Source organism: Legionella jordanis (assembly GCF_900637635.1).
GTDB classification, from domain to species: domain Bacteria; phylum Pseudomonadota; class Gammaproteobacteria; order Legionellales; family Legionellaceae; genus Tatlockia; species Tatlockia jordanis.
This window is the reverse complement of the sequence record NZ_LR134383.1, coordinates 1,104,100-1,130,326: the sequence shown is the minus strand read 5'-3', so window position 1 is coordinate 1,130,326 and position 26,227 is coordinate 1,104,100. Positions and strand designations below refer to the sequence as shown.

Below are 26,227 nucleotides of genomic sequence, written 5' to 3'. Positions count from 1 at the left end.
GACCTTGCTTTACAGTTTAAAGAAAAAATTTATTACTGTTTTCCTTTTGCTTTTCTTCATTCTCCAATAAATGGGAAGGCCTTGGAAAGAATCGATCCCTGGCTTCTGTTTTATAGCTAAATAGAGCCGACTCCTCCTCCGAAGGACAAGGCGAACAAGATATCCCTTCTATGCGGCTTATTAAGAGTGATTCTAATTGTTCCAGAGGCATATTTTCATCTACTTTCTCATCGGAATGACAAGCTGTAGGTTGATGCAAACCTGCATTTTTTTTGTAGAACTGGTTTCTTTTAATCTCTGCTAAAGCGGTTAGTAACAAAGCCTGTTGGTTAAGCGCTTCAACAGGTGGGTAGGTCAGGTATAGGGAACTTAAAGCAATTTTTTTATTTTTGAGCAATTCTCTAATTCTCTCTAACTTACTAGACTCAGGCATAGGGTAATTAAATAGCTCTTTCACAATAAGATGAAAAGAAGCCTCTGGACTGCAATTCTCCAACAATGCTATTGCCCCTTCATACAGAGAGGTCGTTACCCTACCCACGGATGCATTAATGTGATGCGAAGATAACACAAGCCTCTCAAGGTATGCCGGCAAGTTGCGTCCCAATTCTCTAAACGGTTCCGGGTTTTCGCAAAAATCCAATCCTCCCAGGGTCAGCGAAGACAATCTTTGGCAATCTTTTAGTTGACTGAGTAAAGGTCGTGGGAAAAATCGACTGGCAATAAAAACAAAACATTCAAGTTTTTTCATTGTTTCCATCAATAGACGGAATGAATCTTTAGAAGGTTCTACACTAAAATTGATAAGATGCAGGGTTGTAATTGCATTTTTAACGGTTAAGGCGCCCTTATTATTCCCTTGGGCCAGCACCTCAAGTAGACCCGATAAATGATCTATCCCAAGGGCAAGAAATTCAAAAGTCGCTAATCTTAAACTGTTGAGGGAATTATTTTGCTTTAACGCTTGCACCAAAGGCTGCAAATCTGTTTTGGGTAAAATCGAAATCTCAAGGGATTCGATTGAACAGGTTGGCAAAAGTAGAACTTGGCTGAGCTCTATGAGGGCCTGGTTTAATTCATTAACACCATTCAAACCAAAATTTAACTTGATGTTCCTAACACGCTGACTTTTTTTTACCTCTTTAAAAAGAGCTTTCATCAGGGATTGTCCGAGTGACTTAATCTCAATTTCAACCGGTGCCTTGCTCTGTTTCAGAGTCTCCTGAAATAAGACAATACTCCCCTCATCTTGAGAATTTAATTCATCGGAATCTTGAACATAAACTGTGGTAAAATTCCGATCTTCTCCTGCAGGAAAAATTTTTAAAACCATACTCTTAATCAATTGAATAATTTTGCTGTATTATCCTTTCAAGTGCACAACAAATTCAAGCCATAAGCAGTATAACCAAAAAAACCTAATGATGCTTAACGCAAATCTCTAATCCATCCATTCCCTATGATAAAATGCAGCATAAAGCTTAACCTTCACCATTGGATCCATTTGCCATGTTGCTTGTCATTGATAATTACGATTCATTTACCTACAATTTGGTACAGTATTTTCAATGCCTCGGGCAAGAAGTATTGGTGTATGCAAACGATGGCATCCTCCTTGAAGCAATTGAGCAATTATCACCTGAATACATTGTCATCTCCCCAGGCCCAAAAGGCCCGAAAGATGCCGGAATTTCTTTAGCCGTCTTGGAGCATTTTTACAAGCGGTTGCCAATTTTGGGAATTTGCCTTGGACATCAATGCCTCGGGCATTTTTTTGGTGCCTCAGTGGTTAAAGCATCGACCATCATGCATGGCAAGACCTCTGCCATTGAACATCACAAACGCGGGTTATTTCGGGGCCTACCAAGTCCTTTTCAAGCCACACGCTATCACTCACTCATGATAGATCCGCCCACCCTTCCAAGCTGCCTGTCAGTTGACGCCTGGGCAGATGATCACATAATGGCAATTTCCCATCGTCAATATCCCCTTTATGGTCTACAATTCCATCCGGAAGCCATTCTGAGTGAGTATGGATTTGAATTATTAAAGAATTTTTTAGAGCATGAACATCAAACCGTTTTTTGAAAAATTAATCGCTCATCAGGACCTTAATGTTGAGGAAATGCAATCCTTTATGCGCGCCTGCATGAGAGGTGAATTGAGCGATGTACAGATTGCAAGCTTTCTTAGCCTCATGCGCATGAAAGGCGAGACTGTAGAAGAATTAACATCCGCAGCTACAGTCATGCTGGAACTCGCTCATGTCATTGAATTGGGTGACGGTTTAATTGATATCGTAGGCACCGGTGGCGATGGTAAGAATACCTTCAACGTCTCCACGATCAGCAGTTTTGTCGTTGCGGCCGCTGGAGTTAAAGTAGCCAAGCATGGGAATCGCTCTGTGTCGAGCAAAAGTGGTAGTGCCGATCTCCTCTCACACGCCGGTTTTCAAATCGAATTGAGTGATGAGGCACTTCAACTGTGCATGCAGGAATGCGGTTTAAGTTTTTTATTTGCCCCTCATTTCCACCGGGCGATGCAGCATGCCCGCAATGCCAGGCAGCAACTGGGCATTCGTACACTGTTTAATCTCCTTGGGCCATTGATCAATCCGGCTGGCGTAAAAAGACAGGTGGTTGGCGTCTTTCAATCGCGCTGGCTAGAGCCTCTGGCTAAGGTTTTGGCGAATTTGGGAAGTGAGCGTTCGCTCGTCATCAATTCACAGGACGGCCTTGATGAGGTGAGTATTTCAGCCCTAACGGATGTAATCGAATACCGAGGCGGCGAATTTAACTCCTGGCAAATTAACCCTAAATCGTATGACTGTTTTAGTGAGAATCTTAATGCCATTATCGTGGATTCACCCGCCCAAAGCCTTTTTTTAGCCGAACAAGTTCTAAATGGAGAAAAAGGCCCCGCCCGCAATATCGTTTTATTAAATGCAGCAACGGCTTTATATTGCGCGAATGATCAATTAGCATTTGAGCAGGCGCTCGAACAAGCAAAGCAAGCGATTGACAGTGGCGAGGCAGCCAAGCGATTTAAGCATCTTAAAGAACTAACCCAAAGGGCCGGTCAATGAGTATCCTCGACAAAATAGCAGAACGAAAAAAACAAGAAGTAGCCGAAGCAAAACAGCGCCACCCCTCCATTCAATTAGATGAAGCTTCTCCCCCGAGAGATTTTCTTGCCGGATTATTGACCAAAAAACCCTCAATTATAGCGGAAATAAAAAAGGCATCACCCAGTAAAGGTTTGATTCGTGCAGATTTCGATGTCGCTGCTATCGCCAAAATCTATGAGGAAGCAGGTGCGAGTTGCCTATCGGTGCTTACAGATAAAGATTTTTTCCAAGGTGACTCTAGTTATATCAACATTGCTAAAAACCATGCAAGCCTTCCGGTATTACGCAAAGACTTCATCATTGATGGTTATCAAATTGATGAAAGCCGCGCTTTGGGAGCCGATTGCATTCTATTGATTGCAGCCATGCTGGATGATTATCAGCTTAAGGATTTTTGCAGGCAGGCGATTGAACTGGGTATGTCTGTCCTGGTTGAAAGCCATACTTTAGAAGAACTGGAACGTGCAATCGAACTTCCAACCCCGTTAATGGGTATTAACAACCGCAGCCTGCACAGCTTTGTCACAGATATCCATACGAGCCTTGAGCTGGTTAAACACCTGCCAGAGGGCAAAATCGCCATCACCGAGAGCGGTATTAATACCAGAGAGGACGTCAGGCTGATGTTAGAGCACGGCATTCAGACATTTCTAATTGGTGAGAGTCTAATGCGCGCTGAAAACATTGGCGAAAAACTTAGAACACTGCTCATATAATTCCCGGTCATGCCTTTTATTTGTATTACTGTGCTAAATTTAGCATAATGCAAAACCATTTTTTAAGACCTGAACAGTCTATGACCGAAAACAGCATAACGATTGATCTTCTAAAACAACTGGTTAGTAAAGCAGAACTCAACCAGGATGGCGAGACGGCCAACTACATTCCTGAGCTGGCAAACGTTAACAAAGATCTTACCGCCATTGCCGTACAAACACTAAATGGTGAACAGTTATCCTACAGCAATGACTCTTTGGCTCCTGTAACCCTGCAAAGTACTGGCAAGATGATTACTCTCATAGGTCTTCTTGAGGAATTTGGCCTTGAGCAGGTGTTCCAGTGGGTAAAAGTTGAACCCTCGGGTGATGATTTTGCCTCCATTACCCGACTTGAGCAATTTGGCCCTAAACCATCGAATCCGATGCTCAATGCAGGCGCCATCACCTTATGCTCCCACATTCCTGGCAAAGGGGAACAGCAATTTGCCTGGCTCGAATTTTGGGTTCAAAAACTGTTTAACCAAAAACTGAGCATTAATCCACTGGTTTTCGCTTCTGAAAAAAGAACGGGTAATCGCAATCGCTCACTGGCTTATTTACTTAAAAGCCGCAACAATTTAGCCGCTGACGTCAATGAAACGCTTGATTTGTATTTTGCTCTTTGCTCCTATGAAGCAATGCTTGAGCAAATGCTTTATCTGCCTACTTTGCTTGCCAATCTTGGCAGAGATCCCATTACACAGGAGCAGATCATTTCAGGTGAGACTTGCAAAATTACCCTCGCCATTATGGCCACCTGCGGCTTATATGATGAGACGGGCACACATATGGTTAGAACTGGAATGCCTGCCAAGAGTGGCGTTTCTGGTTATACCATCGCAGTAGTACCTAAAAAAGCAGGAATTGTTGTGTTAAGCCCTCGGGTCAATGCTAAAGGAAATAGCATCCGCGGCGAAATTATGCTTGAAGAGTTATCCAAAACAATGGACTGGCATTTTGCAACTCCCTAACCCTCGCTTTAGATTTCCGTAGCTTTACTTGGCTACGGTTTTACTATACGGAAGCATCAAAAATGCACCCATCCCAGATGGTTCAAAAAGTTCCTGTTTTATTTAGTCTCTATTAATCACCAGGCCCCACCTATTAAGTATATTAAAAACAAATATTGATCTTCGTGGTAATAAAATTATATTTTTGAGCATAATACATACATTTAGATGGTTTATTGCTATAGTTAAGGGATATTTTTGAGCAATAGGTAGAATGATGGGTGTATTTTTAGATGTATATCATAAGACCGGAAAAAATATTCAGCAATTTCAAACAGCACTAGCCGCCAATCGCATTAATATTCAGGATCTGATTCACACTGAATCAGCGGAGTCCGATCTGTTCCTGGCTTGCGATTTTGAGTATTTGGATCTCATGCAATTTTTATTGGAACATGGCGTAAATGCAAACGCTCAAAGAAGCAATGGCCAAACGGCTTTAAATAAAGCAGTAGAACGCAGGAGATTGGATATCATTGATCTGCTGCTTGCCCACGGTGCAGATGTTAGTATAGAGGATAAAAATCATCTAACTGCAATCGATCATGCCAAGAAAGGGCGAGATAAGACCTACTATCATGACCAATTTCCCTATGCGAAACAATTAAAACAATATTCCTGGCTTATTGATGATTATCAGCATCTGCAAACCATTATTCAACGCTTGCAAGCTCATGCAAAACCATCCACTCCCCCTGCTCATTTGAAAGATTTTAAAACCTTGGTCCAAGAAGGAATTCAGATTGCCAATATGAGTGAGTTGAGTACTTCAGCATTGGAGCGCTTGGCAATCGAACTGCAATATAGTTATCGCCATACGGCAACAACTGAACCAATCAATTTACACCTGCATTCGAATATGTCACCTGTAGAACTGATTCAAACTGTGTTTAAGGATTACCCCGGGGTCATATTGGGTGAAAATCACGAGGCTAAATCATCCAAACGATTCATCATTGAACATTTGGATGAAATAGCCGCTCAAGGGGTCAGCGTCATTTTTTTTGAACACATTTTGGTGGAAGAGTGCTCACAAATTTTGGATGAGTACTTAAACTCAAACAACAATGAACCAATTCCTGAGCCACTCAAAACCAAACTGGAATTGCAGGACTTTCATCGCAACCTAGCTGAAAGCCCTTATAACTTCACAAGCTTGGTGACAGCCATTAAGCAATTTAATTTAGCCAATCCAGATAAAAAATTTCGTATGGTTTTGTTTGATACTGAGCAATCTTATAAAATAAAGAGCGAAAACCCTTCCAACACTACCCGCCAATTGGTGATGAATTATGTTGCTCATGTAGCGATTGAGAAAGAGAAATTGCGCCATGAGCAACTTAACACCGGGAGGCCCTTCAAATATCTTGCTTTTGTAGGTGAAACTCATTGCAACACCTATCATCAAGCAGTCGGCCTTGCCAATTATCAACAGGTTCCAGGCATTGTTCTTAGCCAACTGGATGAAACATCTTATCCCAGCAGAGCCCCTCTTGTTGTCCCCGATTACCGGTATTGGATGTATTCAACAAAAGAGGTAGAAGACTCAGTGAATCTTGGGGCTAAAATTAACTATTCCTGCATCAAAAATCTATTGCAATACATAGACAGGATTGCTCCCCTACTGGCAGAGGACGAAAAGCTTCGGGTTAGTCTTGAAGGGATCCAAGTCAAAGCCATGAAGTTGAAAATTAAATGTGACAATTTGGATTTTGGAGCATATCAAACCCTGATGCAGCAGCTGGTTAATATTTCTCCTGGCGAATTGAAAGCTGAGTACACCCACAATTTGGAATTAAGCAATCGATTAAACAACATCATGCAAAAAGGCCTGTGTCGAAGTGAAGAAGAAAAGCAAGAGGCCTTAAAATGGATGTGGTTTTTAAACCGTAATCCTCTCAGGACTAAAGACAATGCCAATGAATTTAAGCAGCTAATAAAAATGATAGAACAGTTTGAACTAAGGGAATCCTTGAGAAATGAGCAGCAACAAGTCTTGTTTTTAATCCATTTGATAGAGCAAGAAATGATTCAGTGTATTGAACAACCTGGATACGCATTGAGTACCCTGTATCAGACTCAGCAAAACTTGTTAAGCCAGGAATTGCTTAAGCACGCTAATGCTTTAGCGATGCAAACCGTTCCTGAAGGGGAATCGAGTATTGCTGTGGATATTAAAAATTACTACCAGCAAATTAACAGTATGATTAAATCATCAACACAGAGAATCAAACCATTAACGAGCGTCCCTCAGCCAAAGACTTTTCCCGTCCGAGTATGGGCGAGCGCCATTGTGGAAGATTTTCACCGTATTTTAGCCAGTGAAAAGCAATTAAATGAGCTGGACATTGAAATGGCCGATCAAGCGCATGCACGATTCCTATTCCCTCTGTACCATGTTGATGCAGGTAAAAGACGCGAAGTTCTCGCAGCGGCTGTACAAATGATTCTGCAACGCTACCCTGAAAAGCAAAAAGAGTATTTGCACTATTTTCATTGGCAATTAAGCAAGCAACAGCAAGGAAATGCTGAGCAGATTAAGCAGGATATCAATTTTCTAATTGCTTGCGCAAAGCAATCTTCGATAGAAATAAAACCGGAACAACTAACAGATGAGTGGCAGTATATTTTTGCAAATACTGGTGCTCGGCCTATGGAATTATTTTCTTTAATTGTGGAAGCCGATGTCCATCGCGAACGCTCGCCTAAGCAATATCTGGAAGTTTATGCCACATTGGAACAAGACTACCTGCGCTTGGCAGGCGAAAGCAATGCCTCTTTTGCAAAGCAACAGATTTTTGGCAGAATTCAGGAGTTATTAGGTATAGCAGTGAAAAACAGCCAAAATTCAACCAATACCAATCAATCGAATGTTACGATCGGCTTTTTTGGGCAAAACCTCCAGGCGGCTCAAATTCAAAGGCAATGCTTATTAGTGAGATCCTTCTTGAGCCAACACTATAATGAACTTGCTTTGGCCTTCCCGCAGTTAAATTGGCCATTTATTGATAATACCAATGTCAGACTAGTGAATCTTTCGATTAGTCTCCAAGACAATCAGTGGCTACTCCATTTATCCATGCAGGTTTTAAAACCTGTAGCGAATTCCAATAACAATAATGCCCAGGCTTTTGTAGATGAAACCGTCTCATTTTTCATACCTCCGGCGATGATCACTGCAGTACTCAACCTGCAAAAACCCGAGGCTATTATGAACGCTATGTTTAATGCCCCTATTGGTGCAATTTATCTTGCGCAAGATGCAGACAACAACAATATGGTTTTATACATTAAACACGCTCAAGGCATTGCAAATTACTCATTTGCAGTTATGGCCAACCAGCAATTAATTGATCAGGCTCATCAGCAGAGTTATGAAAGTCTGAACCATTTTCTTTCTTTAGCTCGTAATTTTTATCAACTTCCCGGGCTTTTTCAGATTAGTACTGTTCAACTATTTAGCAATTCTGTTGCTACGGATTTCGTGCAATCATCATCTCATCGGCCAGGTTAATCTCTTCCAGCCAAAGCAGCTTTCATGCTCTGGCTGGATTCAGTCGAATAAGTGATTACCCCATGAATTTAACATTAACCAATAAGTAGCTTTAAGAAAGTAATTCTAGGTCAGTTATTCTCAAAAAAATAAAAAAATTATGAGACAATCACGAGAAGCCTTACTAATCCCTGCTTTATCAATTGAATCTTTGCCGGGTTATTTAGTTTTGGAAAATTTTAACCCATGTTTAATTGAGTGCGACTATGACTATTTGGATAGATGGTGATGCCTGTCCCAAGGCCATTAAAACTGTTTTATTCCGGGCAGCCGTAAAACGGTCTGTATTGGTAATTATTGTAGCTAATCATTTTGCTCAAATACCATCTTCAGAGTTTATAAAAAGCATCAAGGTGGAATCAGGCTGTGATAGAGCCGATCAATACATCATTTCACAGGTCAAAGCGAATGATTTGGTGATTACAGCCGATATTCTGCTGGCAGATCTCGTGATTGCCAAGGAAGCTTTTGCCTTAAATCCTCGAGGTCAGCTCTATTCATTGAATAATATTAAACAGCATTTAAGCATTCGTAATTTAAATCAAACACTGAGGGAAGGCGGCATAATTGGAGGCGGAGAAGATAAATTGAATGCAAAAGACATACAATGCTTCTCAAATCAGCTGGATCGAATCCTCACTCAGCGCACAAAAATTCAATCATGATGTTGGGGCACAGAAGGGAATGCGAGGGGATTATTTAATCTGGACTATTCAAAAACAAGGACTAATATGGTGGGCGATGCTAATTATTTCGACCATGATGCAGACATCGGTATTATTGGCCGCGGCAACAGCATGGAAGAAGCTTTTGAAGAAGCAGCCCTCGCCATGTTTTCCCTGATGGCTGATTTATCAGCCGTCTCCTCAAAACAAGCCATTAAGATGACCTTCGAAGAAGATGATAAGGACTTGGCCTTTGTAACCTGGTTGAATCTTCTCATTGCCGAGGCACAAGCAGAGAACCTCATTCTGTCTTCGTTTAAAGTCAAAACACAAGGACATATCTGGTATGGTGAAGCAACAGGAGAGCCTTGGAGGCAGGAAATAGAACGAGGAATTGACGTTAAAGGCGCCACATTAACCTCTTTGTCTGTTAAAGAGGTTAATGGAAAATGGGAAGCTCGATGCGTAGTGGATGTATAGACTAAACGGTAATAGCGCTTTTGGGGAACTGAATCCATGGACATGACAAGAGTAAAACAAATCGATGATTATCGTTGGGTTCCAGTTGAAAATCCGGAGAAAGTTATGATTTATGGCAGCGAAAGCTTGGTTCGCGCCCTTGATGAAAAAGTTCGGGAACAGATTGTTAATGTGGCGGGCTTACCGGGATTGGTTGGTCGCGCAATGACCATGCCGGATGCGCATTGGGGCTATGGTTTCCCAATTGGCGGTGTCGCTGCATTTGATGCTAACCAGGGGGGGTTATATCCGCCGGCGGTGTGGGTTTTGATATTTCCTGCGGGATCCGCTGCTTACGCAGCAATCTGTTTCTTGAAGATATATTAGGCTCGATTGAAGAGGTCGCAGAACATTTGTTTTCTGCAGTTCCTTCCGGAGTAGGCTCTGAGGGGAGTATTCGCTTATCTTTGCACCAGTTGGATGAGCTGATGACCCAAGGCGCACACTGGGCGTTAAACCAGGGATATGGAGTAGAGGATGATTTGTTGTTTATTGAAGAAAACGGTTGCGTTAAAGATGCTTTGCCTCAATACGTCTCAGAACACGCCAAAAAAAGACAATTGCATGAAATGGGGACACTTGGTTCAGGAAATCATTATTTGGAAATTCAGCTGGTAAAAACGATTTATGACAAAGAGACGGCGAACGTTTTTGGCCTTAAGGAAAATCAAATCCTGTTGGCAATTCATTGTGGCTCACGAGGCTTAGGGCATCAAATCGGCTCCGATTACCTTGTTTCACTTGCCAAAGCAGCCAAACAATTTAATCTTCATCTGCCGGATCGAGAACTGGCTTGTGCCCCTATCCTTTCAGAAGAAGGGCAACGCTACTTAGGAGCCATGCGTGCAGGTATAAATTGCGCTTTAGCCAATCGCCAAATCATCGCCCATCTTGCCCGCGAAGCAATTAATGAAGTCCTCCCTCAAGCCAGGCTAGACACTCTGTTCGATGTATCACACAACACCTGCAAGCTTGAAAGACATATGGTTCAGGGCAAAGAAAGAGAGCTTTATGTTCATCGAAAGGGAGCAACGCGTGCCTTTGGACCTCATCATCCAGCCCTGCCCTCTCGTTATCAAGAGGTTGGCCAACCCGTTTGCATTGGCGGCAGCATGGGCACAGGATCCTACATTCTAGCTGGAAATTCGCCACAGGAAAACGATGCGTTTGCCTCTGCCTGTCATGGTGCAGGTCGTCAAATGAGCCGAAGGCAAGCCTTAAAACATTGGCAGGGAAAAACGTTGATCGAACAATTGAAGAAAGAAGGGATATATATTCGCAGTTCCTCCATGCGAGGAGTCGCTGAAGAGGCTCCGGGAGCTTATAAGGATGTTGATGAAGTGGTTAAAGCAACCGAACAAGCTGGTTTAGCGCGTCGGGTGGCTTTTTTAAAGCCACTGGCCTGCATCAAAGGCTAACGTTCTCTTGTCCAACTGCTATACTACGACTAGTTTTATAGAATTTAGTCCATGACCATTTCTCATTCTGAACATTTAGCCTGGGCTCACCCATTGGTTCGCGAATGGTTCCTTAGCAAATTTTCCCTTGCCACAGAACCTCAAAAAATGGGTTGGCCGTCTATTTTAGCTGGCAACACTTGTCTAATTTCTGCCCCAACCGGATCAGGAAAGACATTGGCTGCCTTTTTGGTTTGCATTGATCAATTGGTTCGCCAGGCCATTGCAGGTGACTTGCTTAATCAGACGCAGGTGATATACATCTCTCCTTTGAAAGCACTGACTAATGATGTTCAGAAAAATCTTCTTGGCCCTCTGGATGAAATTTTGACCCTGGCTAAAGAACGGAACTATTCCATGCAGGAGATCCAAATCGCCGTTCGTACAGGGGATACGCTTGCGAGCGAAAGGCAGGCGATGCTGAAAAAGCCACCTCATATTTTAGTCACAACACCCGAATCATTTTATTTATTGCTCACGGCGGAAAAAAGTCGAGCTTTGCTGAGAGACATTCAGACGGTCATTGTTGATGAAATTCATGCTCTTGCAAACAGCAAACGCGGAACCCATCTGTCTTTGTCACTGGAGCGTTTGGAATCCATCACCGCAAAGCCCCCTTTGCGCATAGGTTTATCAGCAACCCAAAAGCCTTTGGATACAGTGGCTGCTTTTCTGACAGGCAATAACAGGCCACAGCCAGCCATTGTTAACATCGGCCATGCAAGGCAGCTGGATGTGCAAATTGAAGTGCCTTCCAGCGAATTAGCCCCCGTCGCATCCAATGAAATGTGGGGTGAAATTTATGATCGTCTCGCCGAGTTATCGCGTCAAAATCGCTCTACCCTTGTCTTTGTCAATACGAGACGTTTGGCTGAACGTGTTGCACATCATTTGTCAGAGCGATTAGGAAAAGAACAAGTTGCCGCACACCATGGGAGTTTATCACGCAAATTAAGATTGTCTGCCGAAACCAAATTAAAAAATGGTGAATTAAAAGCATTAGTTGCCACGGCCTCTCTCGAATTGGGTATTGATATCGGTAATGTGGATTTGGTTTGTCAAATCGGCTCCCCCAGAGCGATTGCCGTGGCCCTGCAGCGAATTGGACGTGCAGGCCATTGGCATGGGGCCATCTCTAAAGGTAAATTATTTGCAACCACCAGAAATGAGTTGCTGGAGTGCGCCGCCTTAGTTTATGCCATTCGCGATGAAGATTTAGATACACTCCTAATACCAGATGCGCCTTTGGACATTTTGGCGCAACAGATAGTTGCCAGCTGTGCGACTGGAGATTGGCAAGAAGAAGACTTGTTTCAATTAATAAAAAAAAGCTATCCCTATCAACATCTCTCAAGGGAACACTTCGATGCCATTTTGGAAATGTTGGCAGAGGGCATTGCCGGCTCGCGGGGACGTTACAGCGCCTATTTGTTTCGCGATCGGGTCAATAACATTGTAAAGGCTCGCCGGGGAAGTCGCTTAGCTGCAATAACCAGCGGAGGGGCAATTCCTGAAAATGGCCTTTTTAGCGTTATCGCTGAACCTCACAATGCCATGGTGGGCACCCTGGATGAAGATTTCGCTGTAGAAAGCAACCGGGGGGATGTCATCCTTCTCGGAACCACTTCCTGGAAAATTAAACGCATTGAAAGTGCAAAGGGGCAAGTCCTGGTTGAAGACGCGCATGGAGCGCCCCCAAGTGTCCCCTTCTGGCGTGGTGAAGCACCAGCCCGTACAGATGAATTATCACTTAGAGTGTCCAATTTAAGAAAAATCCTCGACAAGATGTTGCCTGCAAGCCTGAATCCAAAGGAGGAAATTCAGCACCAAAGCGAAGCCTCCCAAGCCATTCTCTGGCTAAAAAAGCACTGCGGATTAAGCGATGCTGGGGCCGAGCAGGTGATTGAATACATTCTCGAAGGACGCGCGGTCCTTGGGACTGTACCGAGCCAGGATACTATTATTGCTGAACGCTTCTTTGACGAATCTGGAGGGATGCAGCTGGTTATTCATTCACCCTTTGGTGCAAGAATTAACAAAGCCTGGGGGTTGGCCTTAAGAAAACGGTTTTGCCGCTCTTTTAATTTTGAATTGCAAGCTGCAGCAACCGATGATGGTATTAATATTTCTTTAACAGAACAGCACAGTTTCCCTTTAGCCGACGTGTTTAGCTTCCTCCATCCTAACAGCATCAAAGAGGTCCTGACACAAGCCATTTTGCAATCTCCGCTTTTTCCTACCCGTTGGCGCTGGGTTGCCGTTAGATCCCTTGCTTTGCTGCGCTTTAGAAATGGCAGGAAGGTTCCTCCCAATATCCTTCGTATGCTTGCAGATGACTTGTTAGCAGCCGTATTTCCGGATGCGGCCGCTTGCCAGGATAACCTCGCTGGAAAAGAAATTGAACTGCCTGATCATCCTTTAATTGTTGAGACAATGAAAGATGCATTGACCGAGGCCCTCGACATTGAAGGATTTAAAAAAGTGCTACATGGAATCAACAATGGGAGCATCAAATGCCTCGCTGTAGATACAGCAATACCCTCAGTTTTCTCCCATGAAATTTTAAATGCCAACCCTTATGCCTTTCTGGACGATGCTCCATTGGAAGAGCGAAGGGCCAGAGCAGTTGAAATGCGCCGAGTTCTTCCGGAATCCATTCTTAGGGAAGTGGGAACCCTTGATCAGGCCGCTATTGCTGAAGTTCAGCAACAAGCCTGGCCAGATTTAAGAGATGCCGATGAATTGCATGATTTATTACAAACCGTAATTGCATTGCCCATTGAAAATTTTCTACAAGGTAAGAATGCATTAGCTATCACACCGCTATCTAAAACAGAAATTGATCTTAAAGCCTTCGAAAGATTCAAAGCCTTGTCCTCGTGGGAAGAGTTTTTTAAACAATTGCTGGCTCAAGGTCGAGCCGGAAGAATGCAATATCAGAATAAGGAATTTTGGCTAGCTACTGAACGGAAAACCAGTGTCAAAAGCATTTATCCAGATGGCCAATTTTTAGATGCGCTGGTTAATTTAAAAGAAAAAGACATTGAGCGCAGTGAGATTATTCTTAACATGGTTAGAGGCTGGATGCAGCAACTAGGTCCTATTCAATCTCAGGAATTGGCAAACATGCTGTCCCTGGATGATAAGGATATTGAGCAAGCTTTACTCCAACTTGAAGCCAATGGAAGCATTTTGCGGGGCCATTTTAGACTAGGTAAAGATCAGGAGATTGAATGGTGCGAGAGACGTCTTTTAGCACGCATACATAGCCTTACCATTGGCAAACTACGCAAAGAAATTGAACCGGTCAGCCCAGCCCAATTCATTCATTGGCTTACTATTTGGCAACACGTGAGTCCTGGAAGCCAATTACGGGGCGAACATGGCTTGCTTGAAGTGATTAAACAATTGCAAGGTTTTGAAATTCCAGCCAATGCCTGGGAAAAGCAAATTTTATCCAAACGGGTTACGGATTATAATCCAGAGCTCCTTGATCGTCTCTGCCTAACCGGACAAGTGGGTTGGGGCCGATTTTCAATGCACCCCGCCCTGGTTACCCAGCTTGCAAGTGGGATTGACGAGAACAGGTACAAACGCATTTCGCCCACCAGTGTAGTCCCTATTACCTTTTTTGTGCGGGAAGAAGCACATTGGATGGCGGCGTCTTCTTACTCGGATGATGAAATTCAAGCCGTTTTAAGCCATGTGGCGCAGACTATTTATCAGTATTTAAAAGAGCGAGGTGCTTCATTTTTTGTGGATATCGTTCACGCTGTCAATCGCCTTAAAAGCGAGGTGGAAACGGCTTTATGGGAGCTGGTTTCAGCAGGTTTAATTACCGCCGATGGTTTTGACAATTTGCGTTCGCTAATTGATCCTCAACGTCGCACCGGCCGACGCGGGAGAAGTCTATTCAGACATGCCATGGGCAGGTGGTCCTTATTGAATGGCCAAAAGGCAAGCTCTAGGGAGCAGCAAATTGAAGCCATCTGTTGGATGTTGTTAAAGCGTTACGGTATTTGCTTTCGTGAATTGCTAGCTCGCGAGAAGATTTTGCCAAGCTGGCGAGATTTATTATTCGCTTTCCGTCGTTTTGAAGATCGAGGGGAAATCAGAGGCGGTCGTTTTGTCAGTGGTTTCTTAGGTGAACAATTTGCACTTCCCTATGCGGTGGATTCACTTCGCGCCATTAAAAAGAAAATGCCTGAAGAGCAGGTAATTAGCATTTCTGCTGTTGATCCATTAAATTTACAAGGCATTGTTTTGCCAGGCGAGCGGGTTGCCGCTTTTTCAGGCAATAGGCTTCTTTTAAAAAATGGCGCAGCTTATGACGGAAATAGTCAGACCTAACCGGGCTTATACAAATTTTTCCGAGTTTGCTACTATAGCCCTTCCATGATAGACAGTTAAGACAACATGCAGTCTGAAGTTTCAGCCCTTTCGGTTAGCCAACTCAATCGTCAAATTCGTTTTTGGCTAGAAAATGAAGTAGGTGACGTTGCAGTGATTGGTGAATTATCCAATCTGAGCAAACCTGGTTCCGGACATTTTTATTTCAGCCTTAAAGACGAAACAGCACAGTTGCGCTGCGTGTATTTTCGAAATTACCATAAAACCGACAGCAAGCTATTTAAAGATGGCCAACAAGTCCTGGCTAAAGGCCGGCTAAGTCTTTACGAGGCCAGAGGGGATTACCAACTTATTGTGCATTCATTAAGCGACGCGGGTTTAGGCGAACTCTATCGGCGCTTTGAGGAGTTAAAGGAAAAACTTAAAGCCCAAGGTCTTTTTGATGCGCAAAAGAAAAAAGCCATTCCACGATTTCCCTCAGCAATTGGCGTTGTCACTTCAAAAAATGGTGCAGCACTCCATGATATTTTAACCACTTTAGCCAGGCGTTATCCACTTGCCCAAGTGAAAGTCTACCCGAGTGAAGTCCAGGGAAAAGACGCAGCCCCTCAATTGATAAAAGCCATTGAACGAGCAAACCGTATAGGGGAAGTAGAAGTGTTGATTCTGGCTCGAGGTGGCGGAAGCATGGAAGATCTTTGGGCATTCAATGATGAGACATTGGCATTGACCATTAGCCGAAGCCATATTCCTGTAGTTTCTGGCGTCGGACATGAAACGGACTTTACCATTGCTGACTTCGTGGCCGATTTAAGAGCGGCAACACCCACTGCCGCAGCCGAAGCAGTCACACCGAATAAACTGGAATTACTAGCCTCAATCCGCGCATTGCAGCAACGAGCCATCGCTTCCGTTCTAAGCTGTACCCGCCATAAGCAACTGTTACTTTCCAATCGCATGGCTAAAATCTCCTCTCCCCAGCAATTAATTTCCAAGCATTGGCAAACCTTGGACTTCTTAGAACGACAATTGCATCAATGCTTGCGAAGTTTTATTAATCGTAAAAACAATTCAATTAATCTTCTCATGATGAGGTTAGAGGCTAAGAATCCCAAAATTTTACTTCAGCAATGGAGTATAAAAACACACAACATTGAACAGCGCTTAACGCAAACTATGAAAAACAGGCTGCAATCGGTGAAACAAGAATTTACAAGCCAATTGTCCACATTGCATGCCGTAAGCCCTTTGGCAACTCTCGATAGAGGGTATGCAATTGCCAGCTTTAAACAACACGTTCTCTTCAGTGCGGATCAGGTGAGAAAGGGAGATACAATTCATGTGCGATTGGCAAAAGGAGAATTGGAATGTGAGGTTTGCAGCGCTAAGGAATAATACGTATCCCTTGGTTGCTGTCGTCTAACTCTATTCGGGAGAAACTGATGCTTGAAGATTTAAATAGCAGTTTGGCTTTGATCATTCAGCAAACTCAAGCCAACATCAATGTTCTTATGATTGTGCTGGCTGTGATTTGGCTAGTCTATTTTTTAAATATTTTTTTAAACAATCGGCTGAATTATTTAGGCATTATCCCAAGGCGTTTATACGGACTCCCCGGCATTCTTTTTGCCCCTTTCTTACATGCTAATTTTAACCACCTGTTTTTTAATAGCATTCCCTTATTGGTACTAAGCAATTTTCTGCTGATTAATGGCCTACATTATTTTTTATGGGTAAGCTTTTTAATTATGGTTATCAGTGGCTTCCTTGTTTGGGCTTTTGGCAAACCAGGAATTCATCTTGGTGCCAGTGCTGTTATCACAGGATATTGGGCTTTACTCGTCACTGACATTGTCCATCGGGGCGGGCTTACTGCCATCATTCTTGGTTTAATTAGCCTCTACTATTTCGCTGGTATTTTTCTAGGTATCTTCCCAAGTCGCAAAGGCGTTTCCTGGGAAGGGCATTTGTTTGGCTTACTGGCTGGCCTAATTACCAGTTATCTGATGAGCATTAATATTTAAAGCCCAGGCCAATTACAAAACAAAGGATGTGCCAAGCTTGTTTTTCACCGCATTTTTATAAACGGCTTCGGCAATACTGATGTCTTGAATGGCTAAGCCAACGGATTTAAATACGGTTAATTTTTCTTTATAAGTTGACGTGTTTTTCATTAGCAACAAACGCCCCAACTCCTTGAGGTCAGTTTTGCTGATGGTTTTACTGCCCACTGCAGCAATGATTTCGCCAGCTTCAGCCAAAGCGGCTTTCTTTTGATCAACAACAATTAATGCTTTGGCCAAAACGTCTGCCGAAATTTCCTGCATCTCGCGAGTATGGGAGCCGATGGCATTGATATGGGCATTTGGTTTAATGTCGTTTAAATGAATAAGCGGTTCGGTGCTGCTGGTTGCAGTACAGATGATATCAGCTTCCTTAAGTGCTTGTTTGAGTTCGGAATGGGCTTCCACCTCAAAATGATCTTTTATTGTGTCTGCAAATTGCTCAGCGGACTCCAAGTTGCGCGACCAAATGGATATTTTTTTAATGGTTCTAACCGCAGCCACGGCTTGAAGTTGCGTAGCTGCCTGCCCTCCAGCACCAATAAGAGCAAGGTGGCAATCCCTTTCAGGGCTTAAGTATTTGGTAGCAAGGCCGGAAACAGCGCCAGTTCTCAGAGCAGTTAAATAAGTTCCTTCCATAATGGCTTTTAACTCACCTGTTTTGGCATCCAACAGCAAAATGGTACCAAAAATGGTCGGCAATTCCTTATCGCGATTTTTGGGGAAAACCGAGACCACTTTCAAACCCAACGCTTCTTGTTCAGGTAAATAAGAAGGCATACACAAACTCATGCCCTCTTCTTCTTTGATGGGCATAGCAGTTCTCAACGGCAATATCACTTCATCTCTTGCCAGCTGTTTAAATGCCACTTCCATACAATCTATGGCTTCTTTCATATTAATGCACTGCTTCACGTCTTCAAGGGAGAGTGATAAGGCCATAGTGTTCTCCAAAATTATGCTGGGTGCCTTACTAGTTTTTAATCAATTAGCAACAGGTATATACTATTATGGCTAATAACCACATAAGGAAATACTATGAAGATTAAAGCGATTGCGGGTGTCGTTGCAACCCTGTCTTTGTTAAGTTTTTCAGTTCATGCCAATTGGGTATGTAATGTAGCCAACAAACGTGGACAACATTGGACGTTTACAGCCCCTGACGAAGCGGGCGCCCAATCCATGGCAAAAAATGCCTGTGATGCGAACAGCATTAATCCAAGCAATTGCAATCCTAATTGCTATGACAATGGTGTTGCTGCCGGTCGTTGGCACTGTGTGGTTAGCAATAAAAAAGGACAGCACTGGTCCTTCTTTGCCCCTACTCAAGCACAAGCCACCTCTCTGGCGAAAAATGCTTGCGATGCAAACAGTATTAATCCAAATAACTGCAACCCTTCCTGCGTTCCTGAATGAGCAAACAGCGGACAGTTGTCCGCTATTTGTATTGGTAATGGGCTGCTTATTGGTTAAATTGAACCGTCTTTAACGGTTCTGGTTCCAGTTTTTTTTCAGCAAGCAAGTAAGCCAACTCCATCTTTAAACTTCCGGCTAATTCACGATTGATGAATCCTTGATGCCTTTCATAAAGAGCAAGAGCTTGTTTTAGCAACACTCCTGTTTTTTCTAACGCTTCAGGAAGGCTGTTTTGCCCCTCCTCGTATGCACATTTGATAAGATTGAATAAAATTTTCTTTTTCGTATTCACCGAACAAGAGGATTCTTCATTTAAAATTTCCTCAGCCAATGTGAAGCCCAAGCTTGGGCAGTGAAGTTTGCGATAAATAATTATCAGATTGGCTACTATTGAGGCCTCAGCTTCATGATCCTTTGTCCTGGACAATCGCTGCAGCAACAAAGCATCTTCATAATTGGCCAAAGCCAGTTCAAATTTACTTTGAGCGAAGCAGTTTTTGCCTATGTCTCTTAAAGTTTGGGGGTCTCCAAGAGCAGCCCTCATTTTGGCTAAACAATCACCTAGATCCTGAGCCAGGTATTGGTCTATAAAAAGCAGATGCCTAAAGTAGAAGTGCGTTGCTTTTCTCAAGAAGGTTTTATCAAGCGTCCCTTGTTGCAAATCAATGAGTTCAGAAACGGCTTTAAACCCGTTAAATAATAGTTTCTTCTTTGCAGCAACAGGAAGTGCATGCTCGTCGTTTAAAACACGGTTTGCAATCAGAAAAGCCCTTTCCGGTTGCCCCAATTTCCGGTGGGTCAAAATGATGTTGGAATGCAGGGTCGATTCCAGCTCTCTATCCCTGGTGGTTTCAGCTTCAGCCAGCAACAAAGCTTCTTCGAAACATTGCAGAGCTAAAAGAAAGTTGTTTTGACTAAAAGATTGCTTGCCAAGATCTTGTAACCTTAATGTTTTCTTCGCAAAACGTCCAATGGCTTGTAACTCGAGGTTTAATTCCTCTAAATGAGTTTTAATGAACTCATCATTTTCAGCACACAGAGTTTGCACTTCTTCAACCATTTTAATCAGTTTATTGGAATCCATTTCTTGCGACTTAATGGCTTCTGCAGCAGCAGAAATTAAGTTAAAGAGAATTTTTTTGCGGTAATTGTCAACGATTTGGCCTTGAAAATCCAAAGCAGTTCTTGCGGTTTTTACTACATCTTCAAGAGCTTTAAGTTTTCGATAAGCTAAAACCATATTGGCATAAATTGGCATTGCCGCAACAACATCCCCCTCCAAACCTGAAAGTTTCTGCACGAGCAAAATGGTTCCGTAACAGTCAAGGGCAAGTTTAAACTGGCCTTGGTCGAAATGAACTTTTGCTGAAGTTTTTAAAAGGTCCGGCTGTCCTAAGGCAGAAGCAAGTTCGCTTGCGATAGCTGGCCAGTCATGCTCTAAATGACTGTGGATAAATTCCCTATGTTGCAGATATAGAATAACCGCTTGATTGATTAGGCCTGAGTCTTTATCCAAAACAGCAAGATTCTCTAAAACAGCTTTAAAGGCGTTGAACAATATCTTCTTCTTAAGCTCAATTGAGGCGGAACCCGCATCCTCAAGAGCTTTTCCGGCCATCATAAGCGCTTTTTCAGGTTGTAATAGCTTGCGGTGGGTTAAAATAATGTTGGATTTAAGAGTCAATGCAAGCAGTTCATCCCTATGCTCTTCTTTTTGTGCGAGCAATAAGGCTGCTTCATAAAACCCCAGGGCATCAGGGAAGAGTCCCTCAGCAAATTTCTGTTTTCCTCGGTCTTGTAATTGCAAAATTTTATTGTTAAAACGCTGAATTTTTATTAAATCGCCCTTCAATTCAGGCATACATTCATGTATAAAAGCCTCAAACTTACAACATAACCCTGCCAATTCCTGCATTTGCTCTTGAACACGAAGTGAGGCTTGGCAAGCGTCCAATTTAAGCGTTGCAGCCCCTGCAGCAATAAGGTTAAACAGAATTTTTTTAAGGATTGCTTCGGGAATAGTATGGCCTTTTAACAGTTCACCTGTTTTTTCAAGAACTTTATCCAACTGGTTCAGCTTACGGTAGGTTAAAATAAGGTTTGAATGGATGTTTAAAATCTCTGATTGATGGGCTTTTTCATCTAGGCTTTTATAAAGCAGCAATGCCTCTTCATAACATTGTAGAGCGAGATCGAATTTACTTGCTTGATAATATTGATTGCCAATTTCTTTAAAATCAGCAGCCAATTGCGTTAATTTCGATTTTGCATCATTCACCTCATCTTGAAAAAGCGCAGGTAAGCCAACAATCGCCTTGAATAATAAATCCTTAGCCTTAAGTAAATCAGCAATTAAACGAGCACCATTAAATTGTTTGCTATATATTTTACCATTAGTCTTTTTCTCCTGAAGAATGTTCAAGGCATTAAAATAATCAATTCTTGACCTTACTTCATTTAAACGCTCTTCATAAACGGGCTTGGGGTTTAATTTTAAAGCTTCTTGGTATTTAGCTTGGGCCTTGTCTAGTGAACGTATAAAATACTCCCTGCGTTTTCTATAATGCTGGATAATTGCCTCTTGATGGTCTCGAAGCGCTTCTTTGACATCCTCTTGATAATCTTCTTCATTAAAATAAGCTATAGAGCCATTGATGATCGCAAGGCCTTCTACGAATGCATCTGACCTATCAAACCCGCCCACAATTCCATGCCCAAGAACATAATTGGGTTCAACTTGCACATCTCCTTGAGTAATTACATAGGGCAAACCTTCTCCTTTGTAGGTGAAGCGATTCAATTGATGCGGATCAACCGTGAACGTATTAAATCTGGGTTTAAATTTATACTTTTTGGATTGAGGTAAGTACTGAAAACTTATGGTTGAATCATCACTCCAACACTCAAGTACAGTCTGAAGCCAGGCTTCCTTTTTTGCATCGGAAAGTCCATCTGGTGCCTCCATATAAAGGCAAGCTTTATTTTTACCAAATGGCATAAAATAACAACGTGGAAACCCCATTTCACGCCAACCAAATTGACGCAAACGCTCCATTGCGTCGGCAAACTCGGTGGCTGTGCGGCCTTCAAGGTCGTAGATTTTATTCTCCAGAAGGTAATCCAGAATGGCTTGATGTTTTATGCTCATTTTTACATAAGCGAGCATATGATTTCTGACCATCACATCGCCAGAAATCGGTGAAATTTGAAAGGGTTTTGGCAGGTTCAGCCCTGCCCTGGCATTAATTGCATGCACTAAAACGCGTTTTGAACCCGTGCAGTCGAAGACGTAATCACAAGCTAGAAATTTTTGCTCACCATTAGCTTCTTTAATAAAAATTCCCTTTTCTTCAGTCGAAAAATCAACAAAGAGGCCTTCTTCTACGGGAATATTTAACTGAAGTGCGAGCTTATAAAGCGCACGCTCAATATCCTTGATATGGACTGCATTTGTGCTTGGAGGTGCTCCTAAACCAATGCTTCTTTCAGCCTTCCTAAAAACGGCTAAATTAATGTTTCCAGGTCTTACATAACTTCCAGCATGATGACCAATTACTTTGATATCCTTTACCCCTGCCCGTCTCAACTTAATGGCCGCGTACAAGCCATTTGGACCAGCACCAACAATGACAATAGGCATGTTTTTAAAACCTGACAAAAAATTGCCTATTATAAAAATTTAACCTTAAGAGAAAATTAAACGCTTCATGGGTCTTTTTTGGCAATATTAAATTTGCTGAAAAACAAGCCTCCACGAAGTTTTTTAGTCAGTATAAAAATGTTTTATCCTATACTTTGTTGTATACTGGCGCGCCTTGATTAAGAAGCATTAAGTTCCATGGTTTCACTGACACTCAATCCGCCTGCTGTTGCCAAAAAACAATTCTGGGGCCAGTTAGCAGGTTGCAGCTTACCCTTGGCTTTGGCTGAATACTGCCAGCAGAGAACTGGAATCACTCTACTCATTGCACCGGATAATTTAAGTGCCGGGCAATTGATGGATGAATTAAAGTTCTTTCTTGGGGATGAAGCTCAAACGCCCGAGCTGTTATTTTTTCCAGACTGGGAAACGCTCCCTTATGATCAGTTTTCACCTCACCAAGACATTATTTCTGAACGTCTAGCGACATTGAGCCGTTTACAGCAGGTAAGCAATGCCATTGTGGTCAGTTCTGCAAGCACCTTGATGCACCGTCTTTGCCCACCGCAATTTTTACATCACCATGCCCTGCTGCTTAAAGAGGGGCAGACCCTAAACCTTGAGCAATTTCGAGAGCAACTGCAGCAAGCGGGTTACCGCTGTGTGAATAAGGTATTGGAACATGGGGAATTCGCCATTCGAGGTGCCATTATTGATGTGTACCCTATGGGAAGCGTCAGTCCGTTTCGCATTGAACTTTTTGATGACGTCATTGAAAGTTTAAGGGAGTTTGATGCCGAATCGCAACGCACCATTACCAAGATCTCTGACATTCATCTGTTGCCAGCCCGGGAATTCCCGCTTAATGAGCAAAGTATTATGGTGTTTCGCCGTGCCTTTAGGGAGCATTTTTCGGGAAACCCCAGCCAGTCCCCTATTTATGAGGCGGTCAGTGAAGGTCAATTTCCCTCTGGGATTGAGTATTATTTACCTTTGTTTTTTGAAAAAACAGCGACTTTTTTCGACTACCTTCCCGCTAATGCAAGCGTCTGTCTCATAGCCGACATCCAGGAAAAAGCAGAGCAGTTCTGGCAAGAAGTCAATAGCCGCCACCAACAAAGAAGTTATGACATTTCTCGTCCTATCCTGAAACCGGACTTAGTTTTTATAGATCCCCAAGGCCTATTGACCCTGGTGAATCAATATCAACAAATTCGTTGCCGTCAAGAACACATTGAAAAGAAAGGCGCGGTATTTAACTTTAACATCAATAAAGCACCTGCCCTGCCGCTTGAGCGGCAGGCTGAAAACCCTCTGAACAAGCTCAGTAACTATTTGGTTCAGCCTGATCTGCGCTTTTTAATCGTTGTTGAAAGTGCCGGCCGGCGTGAAGTTTTATTGGATTTGCTGAAGCAAGCAAGCATTTATCCTCAAATTCAGCACTCATGGCAAGGATTTTTGAATGATTCAGCGGTCATTAACATCATTACTGGCCCCTTAACGGCCGGTGCGGAATTGCTTGACCAGGGCCTTGCAATCATTGTTGAATCGCAACTTTTTGGCGAACAGGCTGTCCCACAACGTCGAAGCGTCCAAAAAGCCATTGATCCTGATCTGGTCATTCGCGACTTAGCCGAACTGAGGCTGGATGCCCCTGTCGTGCATCTGCAATTTGGTGTTGGGCGTTATAAGGGATTGAAAACGCTGGAGTCGAATGGCACAAGCAACGAATTTCTGGTTTTAGCTTATGCCGGAGACGACAAAATTTATGTTCCTGTTACTTCCTTACACCTAATCAGTCGTTACACAGGCCTAGACAGCGAACATGCCCCCTTGCACAAACTGGGTTCAGACCAATGGCAAAAGGAAAAGAAAAAAGCAGCGGAGAAAATCAATGACGTTGCCGTTGAATTGTTGGAAATTTATGCCAAACGTGAAGCAAAACCAGGTTATGTGTATGAATTTCAAGCCTCCGAATATCAACGGTTTGCCAGCGGCTTCCCGTTTGCAGAAACCATCGATCAATTAAGTGCGATTGAGCAGATTATTAAAGACATGCAATCACCAAAACCCATGGATCGTTTAATTTGTGGTGACGTGGGCTTTGGTAAAACCGAAGTTGCAATGCGGGCGGCTTTCATCGCAGTACAAAATGGCAAGCAAGTTTGTGTTTTGGTGCCCACTACACTTTTGGCAGCACAACACTTTGAAACATTTCGCGATCGTTTTGCCGATTTCGCAGTAAACATTGAATTATTATCACGTTTCCGCAGTGGCAAAGAAAGTAAAACAGTCATCGAATCTTTAAAAAACGGCAAAGTCGATATTGTAATTGGCACTCACAAACTGTTTTCCAAGGACATTGAATTTAAAAACCTTGGTTTGTTAATCATTGATGAGGAACACCGCTTTGGGGTTAAACAAAAAGAATACATCAAATCGTTACGTACTCATGTGGATATTTTATCCATGACTGCCACACCTATCCCGCGGACACTCAATATGGCCATGGCGGGAATTCGGGATATCTCACTTATTGCCACCCCTCCTGCAAAACGCCTGGCGATTAAAACATTTTGGCAGGAAAAAAGTGACTACATTTTACGGGAAGCCATTTTACGGGAAATTTTACGGGGCGGTCAGGTTTATTTTCTTCACAACAACGTTGAAAGCATTGAAAGGGTTCGCGAAGAATTACAACAGTTGGTTCCCGAAGCCAAGATTCGAAGCGCCCATGGCCAAATGCGCGAGCGTGAACTTGAGCGCATTATGTCAGATTTCTACCATCATCGTTTTAACGTTTTGGTATGCACCACCATTATTGAGACCGGAATCGACATCCCCACTGCCAATACGATTATTATTGACAGGGCCGATAAATTTGGTTTAGCACAACTTCATCAATTACGAGGGCGGGTGGGCCGCTCCCATCATCAGGCTTATGCCTATTTGCTCACTCCCAATGAGAAATTGTTAACAGGCGACGCCGTTAAACGTCTGGAAGCTATTGTATCTCTGGAAGATCTCGGCGCTGGATTTACACTGGCTACCCATGACTTGGAAATTCGCGGAGCCGGCGAACTGCTTGGTGAAGAGCAAAGCGGCAACATGCACGCAATCGGTTTCACCTTGTTCATGGAAATGCTTGATAAAGCAGTGAGTGATTTAAAAGCAGGAAAAACTCCAGAACTGGCAACGCCAATGCATCAGGGACCTGAAATTGATTTAAGGGTGAGTGCTATTCTTCCTGAAGATTACATATCAGACATCCACACACGCTTAATCATGTACAAACGAATTGCCAATGCCAAAAACAGGCAACAGCTGCGTGATTTGCAAATTGAAATGGTTGACCGCTTTGGTCTGCTACCTGAACCGGCTAAAAATCTTCTTCTTCTAACCGAACTGAAGCTGCTCGCCACCAAGCTCGCTATTAATAAAATTAATGCAGCTCAGCAAAGTGGTAAAATTGAGTTTAGTGAACAACCTCAAGTTGACCCTGCTGTATTAATCAGTTTGATTCAAGTGCATGCCAAACGTTACCAATTGGAAGGTCCAACTCGCCTGAAGTTTAATCTGGACAGCATCACCCCTCAGGAACGAATCCATGAAATTCAATCCTTGCTGTTAAAGCTGGCTAATCAACAAATCGATTGGTAGATCAACTAT

15 protein-coding genes and 1 pseudogene are annotated in these 26,227 nt (G+C 43.0%); 13 read left to right on the top strand and 3 right to left on the bottom strand.

Annotation, left to right across the window (positions count from 1 at the left end; translation table 11 throughout):
* Nucleotides 1–16: 16 nt before the first annotated feature.
* Nucleotides 17–1,333 carry a hypothetical protein gene (locus EL203_RS05095; RefSeq protein ID WP_058470203.1) on the bottom strand — a complete coding sequence of 439 codons (1,317 nt, stop codon included), beginning with the start codon at nt 1,331–1,333 and terminating at the stop codon, nt 17–19.
* Between the two features lie 176 nt (nt 1,334–1,509).
* Here EL203_RS05095 and EL203_RS05090 point away from each other — a divergent pair, with 176 nt between their 5' ends.
* The 11 genes and pseudogenes from EL203_RS05090 to EL203_RS05040 all read left to right on the top strand — a co-directional run bounded on the left by EL203_RS05090 (nt 1,510) and on the right by EL203_RS05040 (nt 17,463).
* Nucleotides 1,510–2,088, top strand: coding sequence for an anthranilate synthase component II (locus tag EL203_RS05090; protein WP_058470204.1), 579 nt, complete (start codon nt 1,510–1,512; stop codon nt 2,086–2,088).
* A complete protein-coding gene (gene trpD, locus EL203_RS05085; protein WP_058470205.1) occupies nt 2,066–3,085 on the top strand; it encodes an anthranilate phosphoribosyltransferase in 1,020 nt (339 codons plus the stop codon). The genes EL203_RS05090 and trpD overlap by 23 nt, the downstream gene beginning before the upstream one ends.
* On the top strand, nt 3,082–3,843 hold the full coding sequence (trpC, locus tag EL203_RS05080; protein WP_058470206.1) for an indole-3-glycerol phosphate synthase TrpC: 762 nt from the start codon (nt 3,082–3,084) through the stop codon (nt 3,841–3,843). Before trpD ends, trpC begins: the two co-directional genes overlap by 4 nt.
* Before the next feature lie 80 nt (nt 3,844–3,923).
* Nucleotides 3,924–4,856, top strand: coding sequence for a glutaminase A (gene glsA, locus EL203_RS05075; protein WP_058472151.1), 933 nt, complete (start codon nt 3,924–3,926; stop codon nt 4,854–4,856).
* Nucleotides 4,857–5,112: 256 nt separating this feature from the next.
* On the top strand, nt 5,113–8,409 hold the full coding sequence (locus EL203_RS05070; RefSeq protein ID WP_058470207.1) for an ankyrin repeat domain-containing protein: 3,297 nt from the start codon (nt 5,113–5,115) through the stop codon (nt 8,407–8,409).
* Between the two features lie 245 nt (nt 8,410–8,654).
* Nucleotides 8,655–9,113, top strand: coding sequence for a YaiI/YqxD family protein (locus EL203_RS05065; RefSeq protein WP_058470208.1), 459 nt, complete (start codon nt 8,655–8,657; stop codon nt 9,111–9,113).
* 66 nt (nt 9,114–9,179) lie between these two features.
* Nucleotides 9,180–9,593, top strand: coding sequence for an archease (locus EL203_RS05060; protein ID WP_058470209.1), 414 nt, complete (start codon nt 9,180–9,182; stop codon nt 9,591–9,593).
* A 105-nt stretch (nt 9,594–9,698) separates the two neighbouring features.
* Nucleotides 9,699–11,050: pseudogene (locus tag EL203_RS05055) on the top strand (RtcB family protein).
* 51 nt (nt 11,051–11,101) lie between these two features.
* Entirely contained in the window at nt 11,102–15,439 is a 4,338-nt protein-coding gene (locus tag EL203_RS05050) for a DEAD/DEAH box helicase (protein ID WP_058470211.1), read from the top strand.
* Nucleotides 15,440–15,505: 66 nt separating this feature from the next.
* The gene (gene xseA / locus EL203_RS05045; protein ID WP_058470212.1) at nt 15,506–16,834 is read left to right on the top strand and encodes an exodeoxyribonuclease VII large subunit; all 1,329 of its coding nucleotides are present in this window, start codon (nt 15,506–15,508) and stop codon (nt 16,832–16,834) included.
* Nucleotides 16,835–16,881: 47 nt separating this feature from the next.
* Nucleotides 16,882–17,463 (top strand): rhomboid family intramembrane serine protease, encoded by a 582-nt coding sequence (locus tag EL203_RS05040; RefSeq protein WP_058470213.1) that lies wholly within the window; start codon nt 16,882–16,884, stop codon nt 17,461–17,463.
* Between the two features lie 12 nt (nt 17,464–17,475).
* On the opposite strand, the gene EL203_RS05035 is transcribed toward EL203_RS05040, so the two are convergent.
* The gene (locus EL203_RS05035) at nt 17,476–18,444 is read right to left on the bottom strand and encodes an ornithine cyclodeaminase family protein (protein WP_058470214.1); all 969 of its coding nucleotides are present in this window, start codon (nt 18,442–18,444) and stop codon (nt 17,476–17,478) included.
* A gap of 96 nt (nt 18,445–18,540) precedes the next feature.
* Here EL203_RS05035 and EL203_RS05030 point away from each other — a divergent pair, with 96 nt between their 5' ends.
* Nucleotides 18,541–18,918 carry a hypothetical protein gene (locus tag EL203_RS05030; protein ID WP_058470215.1) on the top strand — a complete coding sequence of 126 codons (378 nt, stop codon included), beginning with the start codon at nt 18,541–18,543 and terminating at the stop codon, nt 18,916–18,918.
* 46 nt (nt 18,919–18,964) lie between these two features.
* On the opposite strand, the gene EL203_RS05025 is transcribed toward EL203_RS05030, so the two are convergent.
* Complete coding sequence (locus tag EL203_RS05025; protein ID WP_058470216.1) at nt 18,965–22,558, bottom strand: hypothetical protein; 3,594 nt, start codon at nt 22,556–22,558, stop codon at nt 18,965–18,967.
* 198 nt (nt 22,559–22,756) lie between these two features.
* Between EL203_RS05025 and mfd the strand changes: the two genes are divergently transcribed.
* On the top strand, nt 22,757–26,218 hold the full coding sequence (gene mfd, locus EL203_RS05020) for a transcription-repair coupling factor (RefSeq protein WP_058470217.1): 3,462 nt from the start codon (nt 22,757–22,759) through the stop codon (nt 26,216–26,218).
* The last annotated feature ends 9 nt before the right edge of the window (nt 26,219–26,227 follow it).

Excerpts from the sequence above, each read along its gene's own strand:
- EL203_RS05060 (WP_058470209.1), top strand. The coding sequence starts at position 9,180 with ATGGTGGGCGATGCTAATTATTTCGACCATGATGCAGACATCGGTATT.
- trpD (WP_058470205.1), top strand. The coding sequence starts at position 2,066 with ATGAACATCAAACCGTTTTTTGAAAAATTAATCGCTCATCAGGACCTT.
- mfd (WP_058470217.1), top strand. The coding sequence starts at position 22,757 with ATGGTTTCACTGACACTCAATCCGCCTGCTGTTGCCAAAAAACAATTC.
- xseA (WP_058470212.1), top strand. The coding sequence starts at position 15,506 with ATGCAGTCTGAAGTTTCAGCCCTTTCGGTTAGCCAACTCAATCGTCAA.
- glsA (WP_058472151.1), top strand. The coding sequence starts at position 3,924 with ATGACCGAAAACAGCATAACGATTGATCTTCTAAAACAACTGGTTAGT.
- EL203_RS05095 (WP_058470203.1), bottom strand. The coding sequence starts at position 1,333 with ATGGTTTTAAAAATTTTTCCTGCAGGAGAAGATCGGAATTTTACCACA.
- EL203_RS05040 (WP_058470213.1), top strand. The coding sequence starts at position 16,882 with ATGCTTGAAGATTTAAATAGCAGTTTGGCTTTGATCATTCAGCAAACT.
- EL203_RS05090 (WP_058470204.1), top strand. The coding sequence starts at position 1,510 with ATGTTGCTTGTCATTGATAATTACGATTCATTTACCTACAATTTGGTA.
- trpC (WP_058470206.1), top strand. The coding sequence starts at position 3,082 with ATGAGTATCCTCGACAAAATAGCAGAACGAAAAAAACAAGAAGTAGCC.
- EL203_RS05025 (WP_058470216.1), bottom strand. The coding sequence starts at position 22,558 with ATGCCTATTGTCATTGTTGGTGCTGGTCCAAATGGCTTGTACGCGGCC.
- EL203_RS05030 (WP_058470215.1), top strand. The coding sequence starts at position 18,541 with ATGAAGATTAAAGCGATTGCGGGTGTCGTTGCAACCCTGTCTTTGTTA.
- EL203_RS05070 (WP_058470207.1), top strand. The coding sequence starts at position 5,113 with ATGGGTGTATTTTTAGATGTATATCATAAGACCGGAAAAAATATTCAG.
- EL203_RS05035 (WP_058470214.1), bottom strand. The coding sequence starts at position 18,444 with ATGGCCTTATCACTCTCCCTTGAAGACGTGAAGCAGTGCATTAATATG.
- EL203_RS05050 (WP_058470211.1), top strand. The coding sequence starts at position 11,102 with ATGACCATTTCTCATTCTGAACATTTAGCCTGGGCTCACCCATTGGTT.
- EL203_RS05065 (WP_058470208.1), top strand. The coding sequence starts at position 8,655 with ATGACTATTTGGATAGATGGTGATGCCTGTCCCAAGGCCATTAAAACT.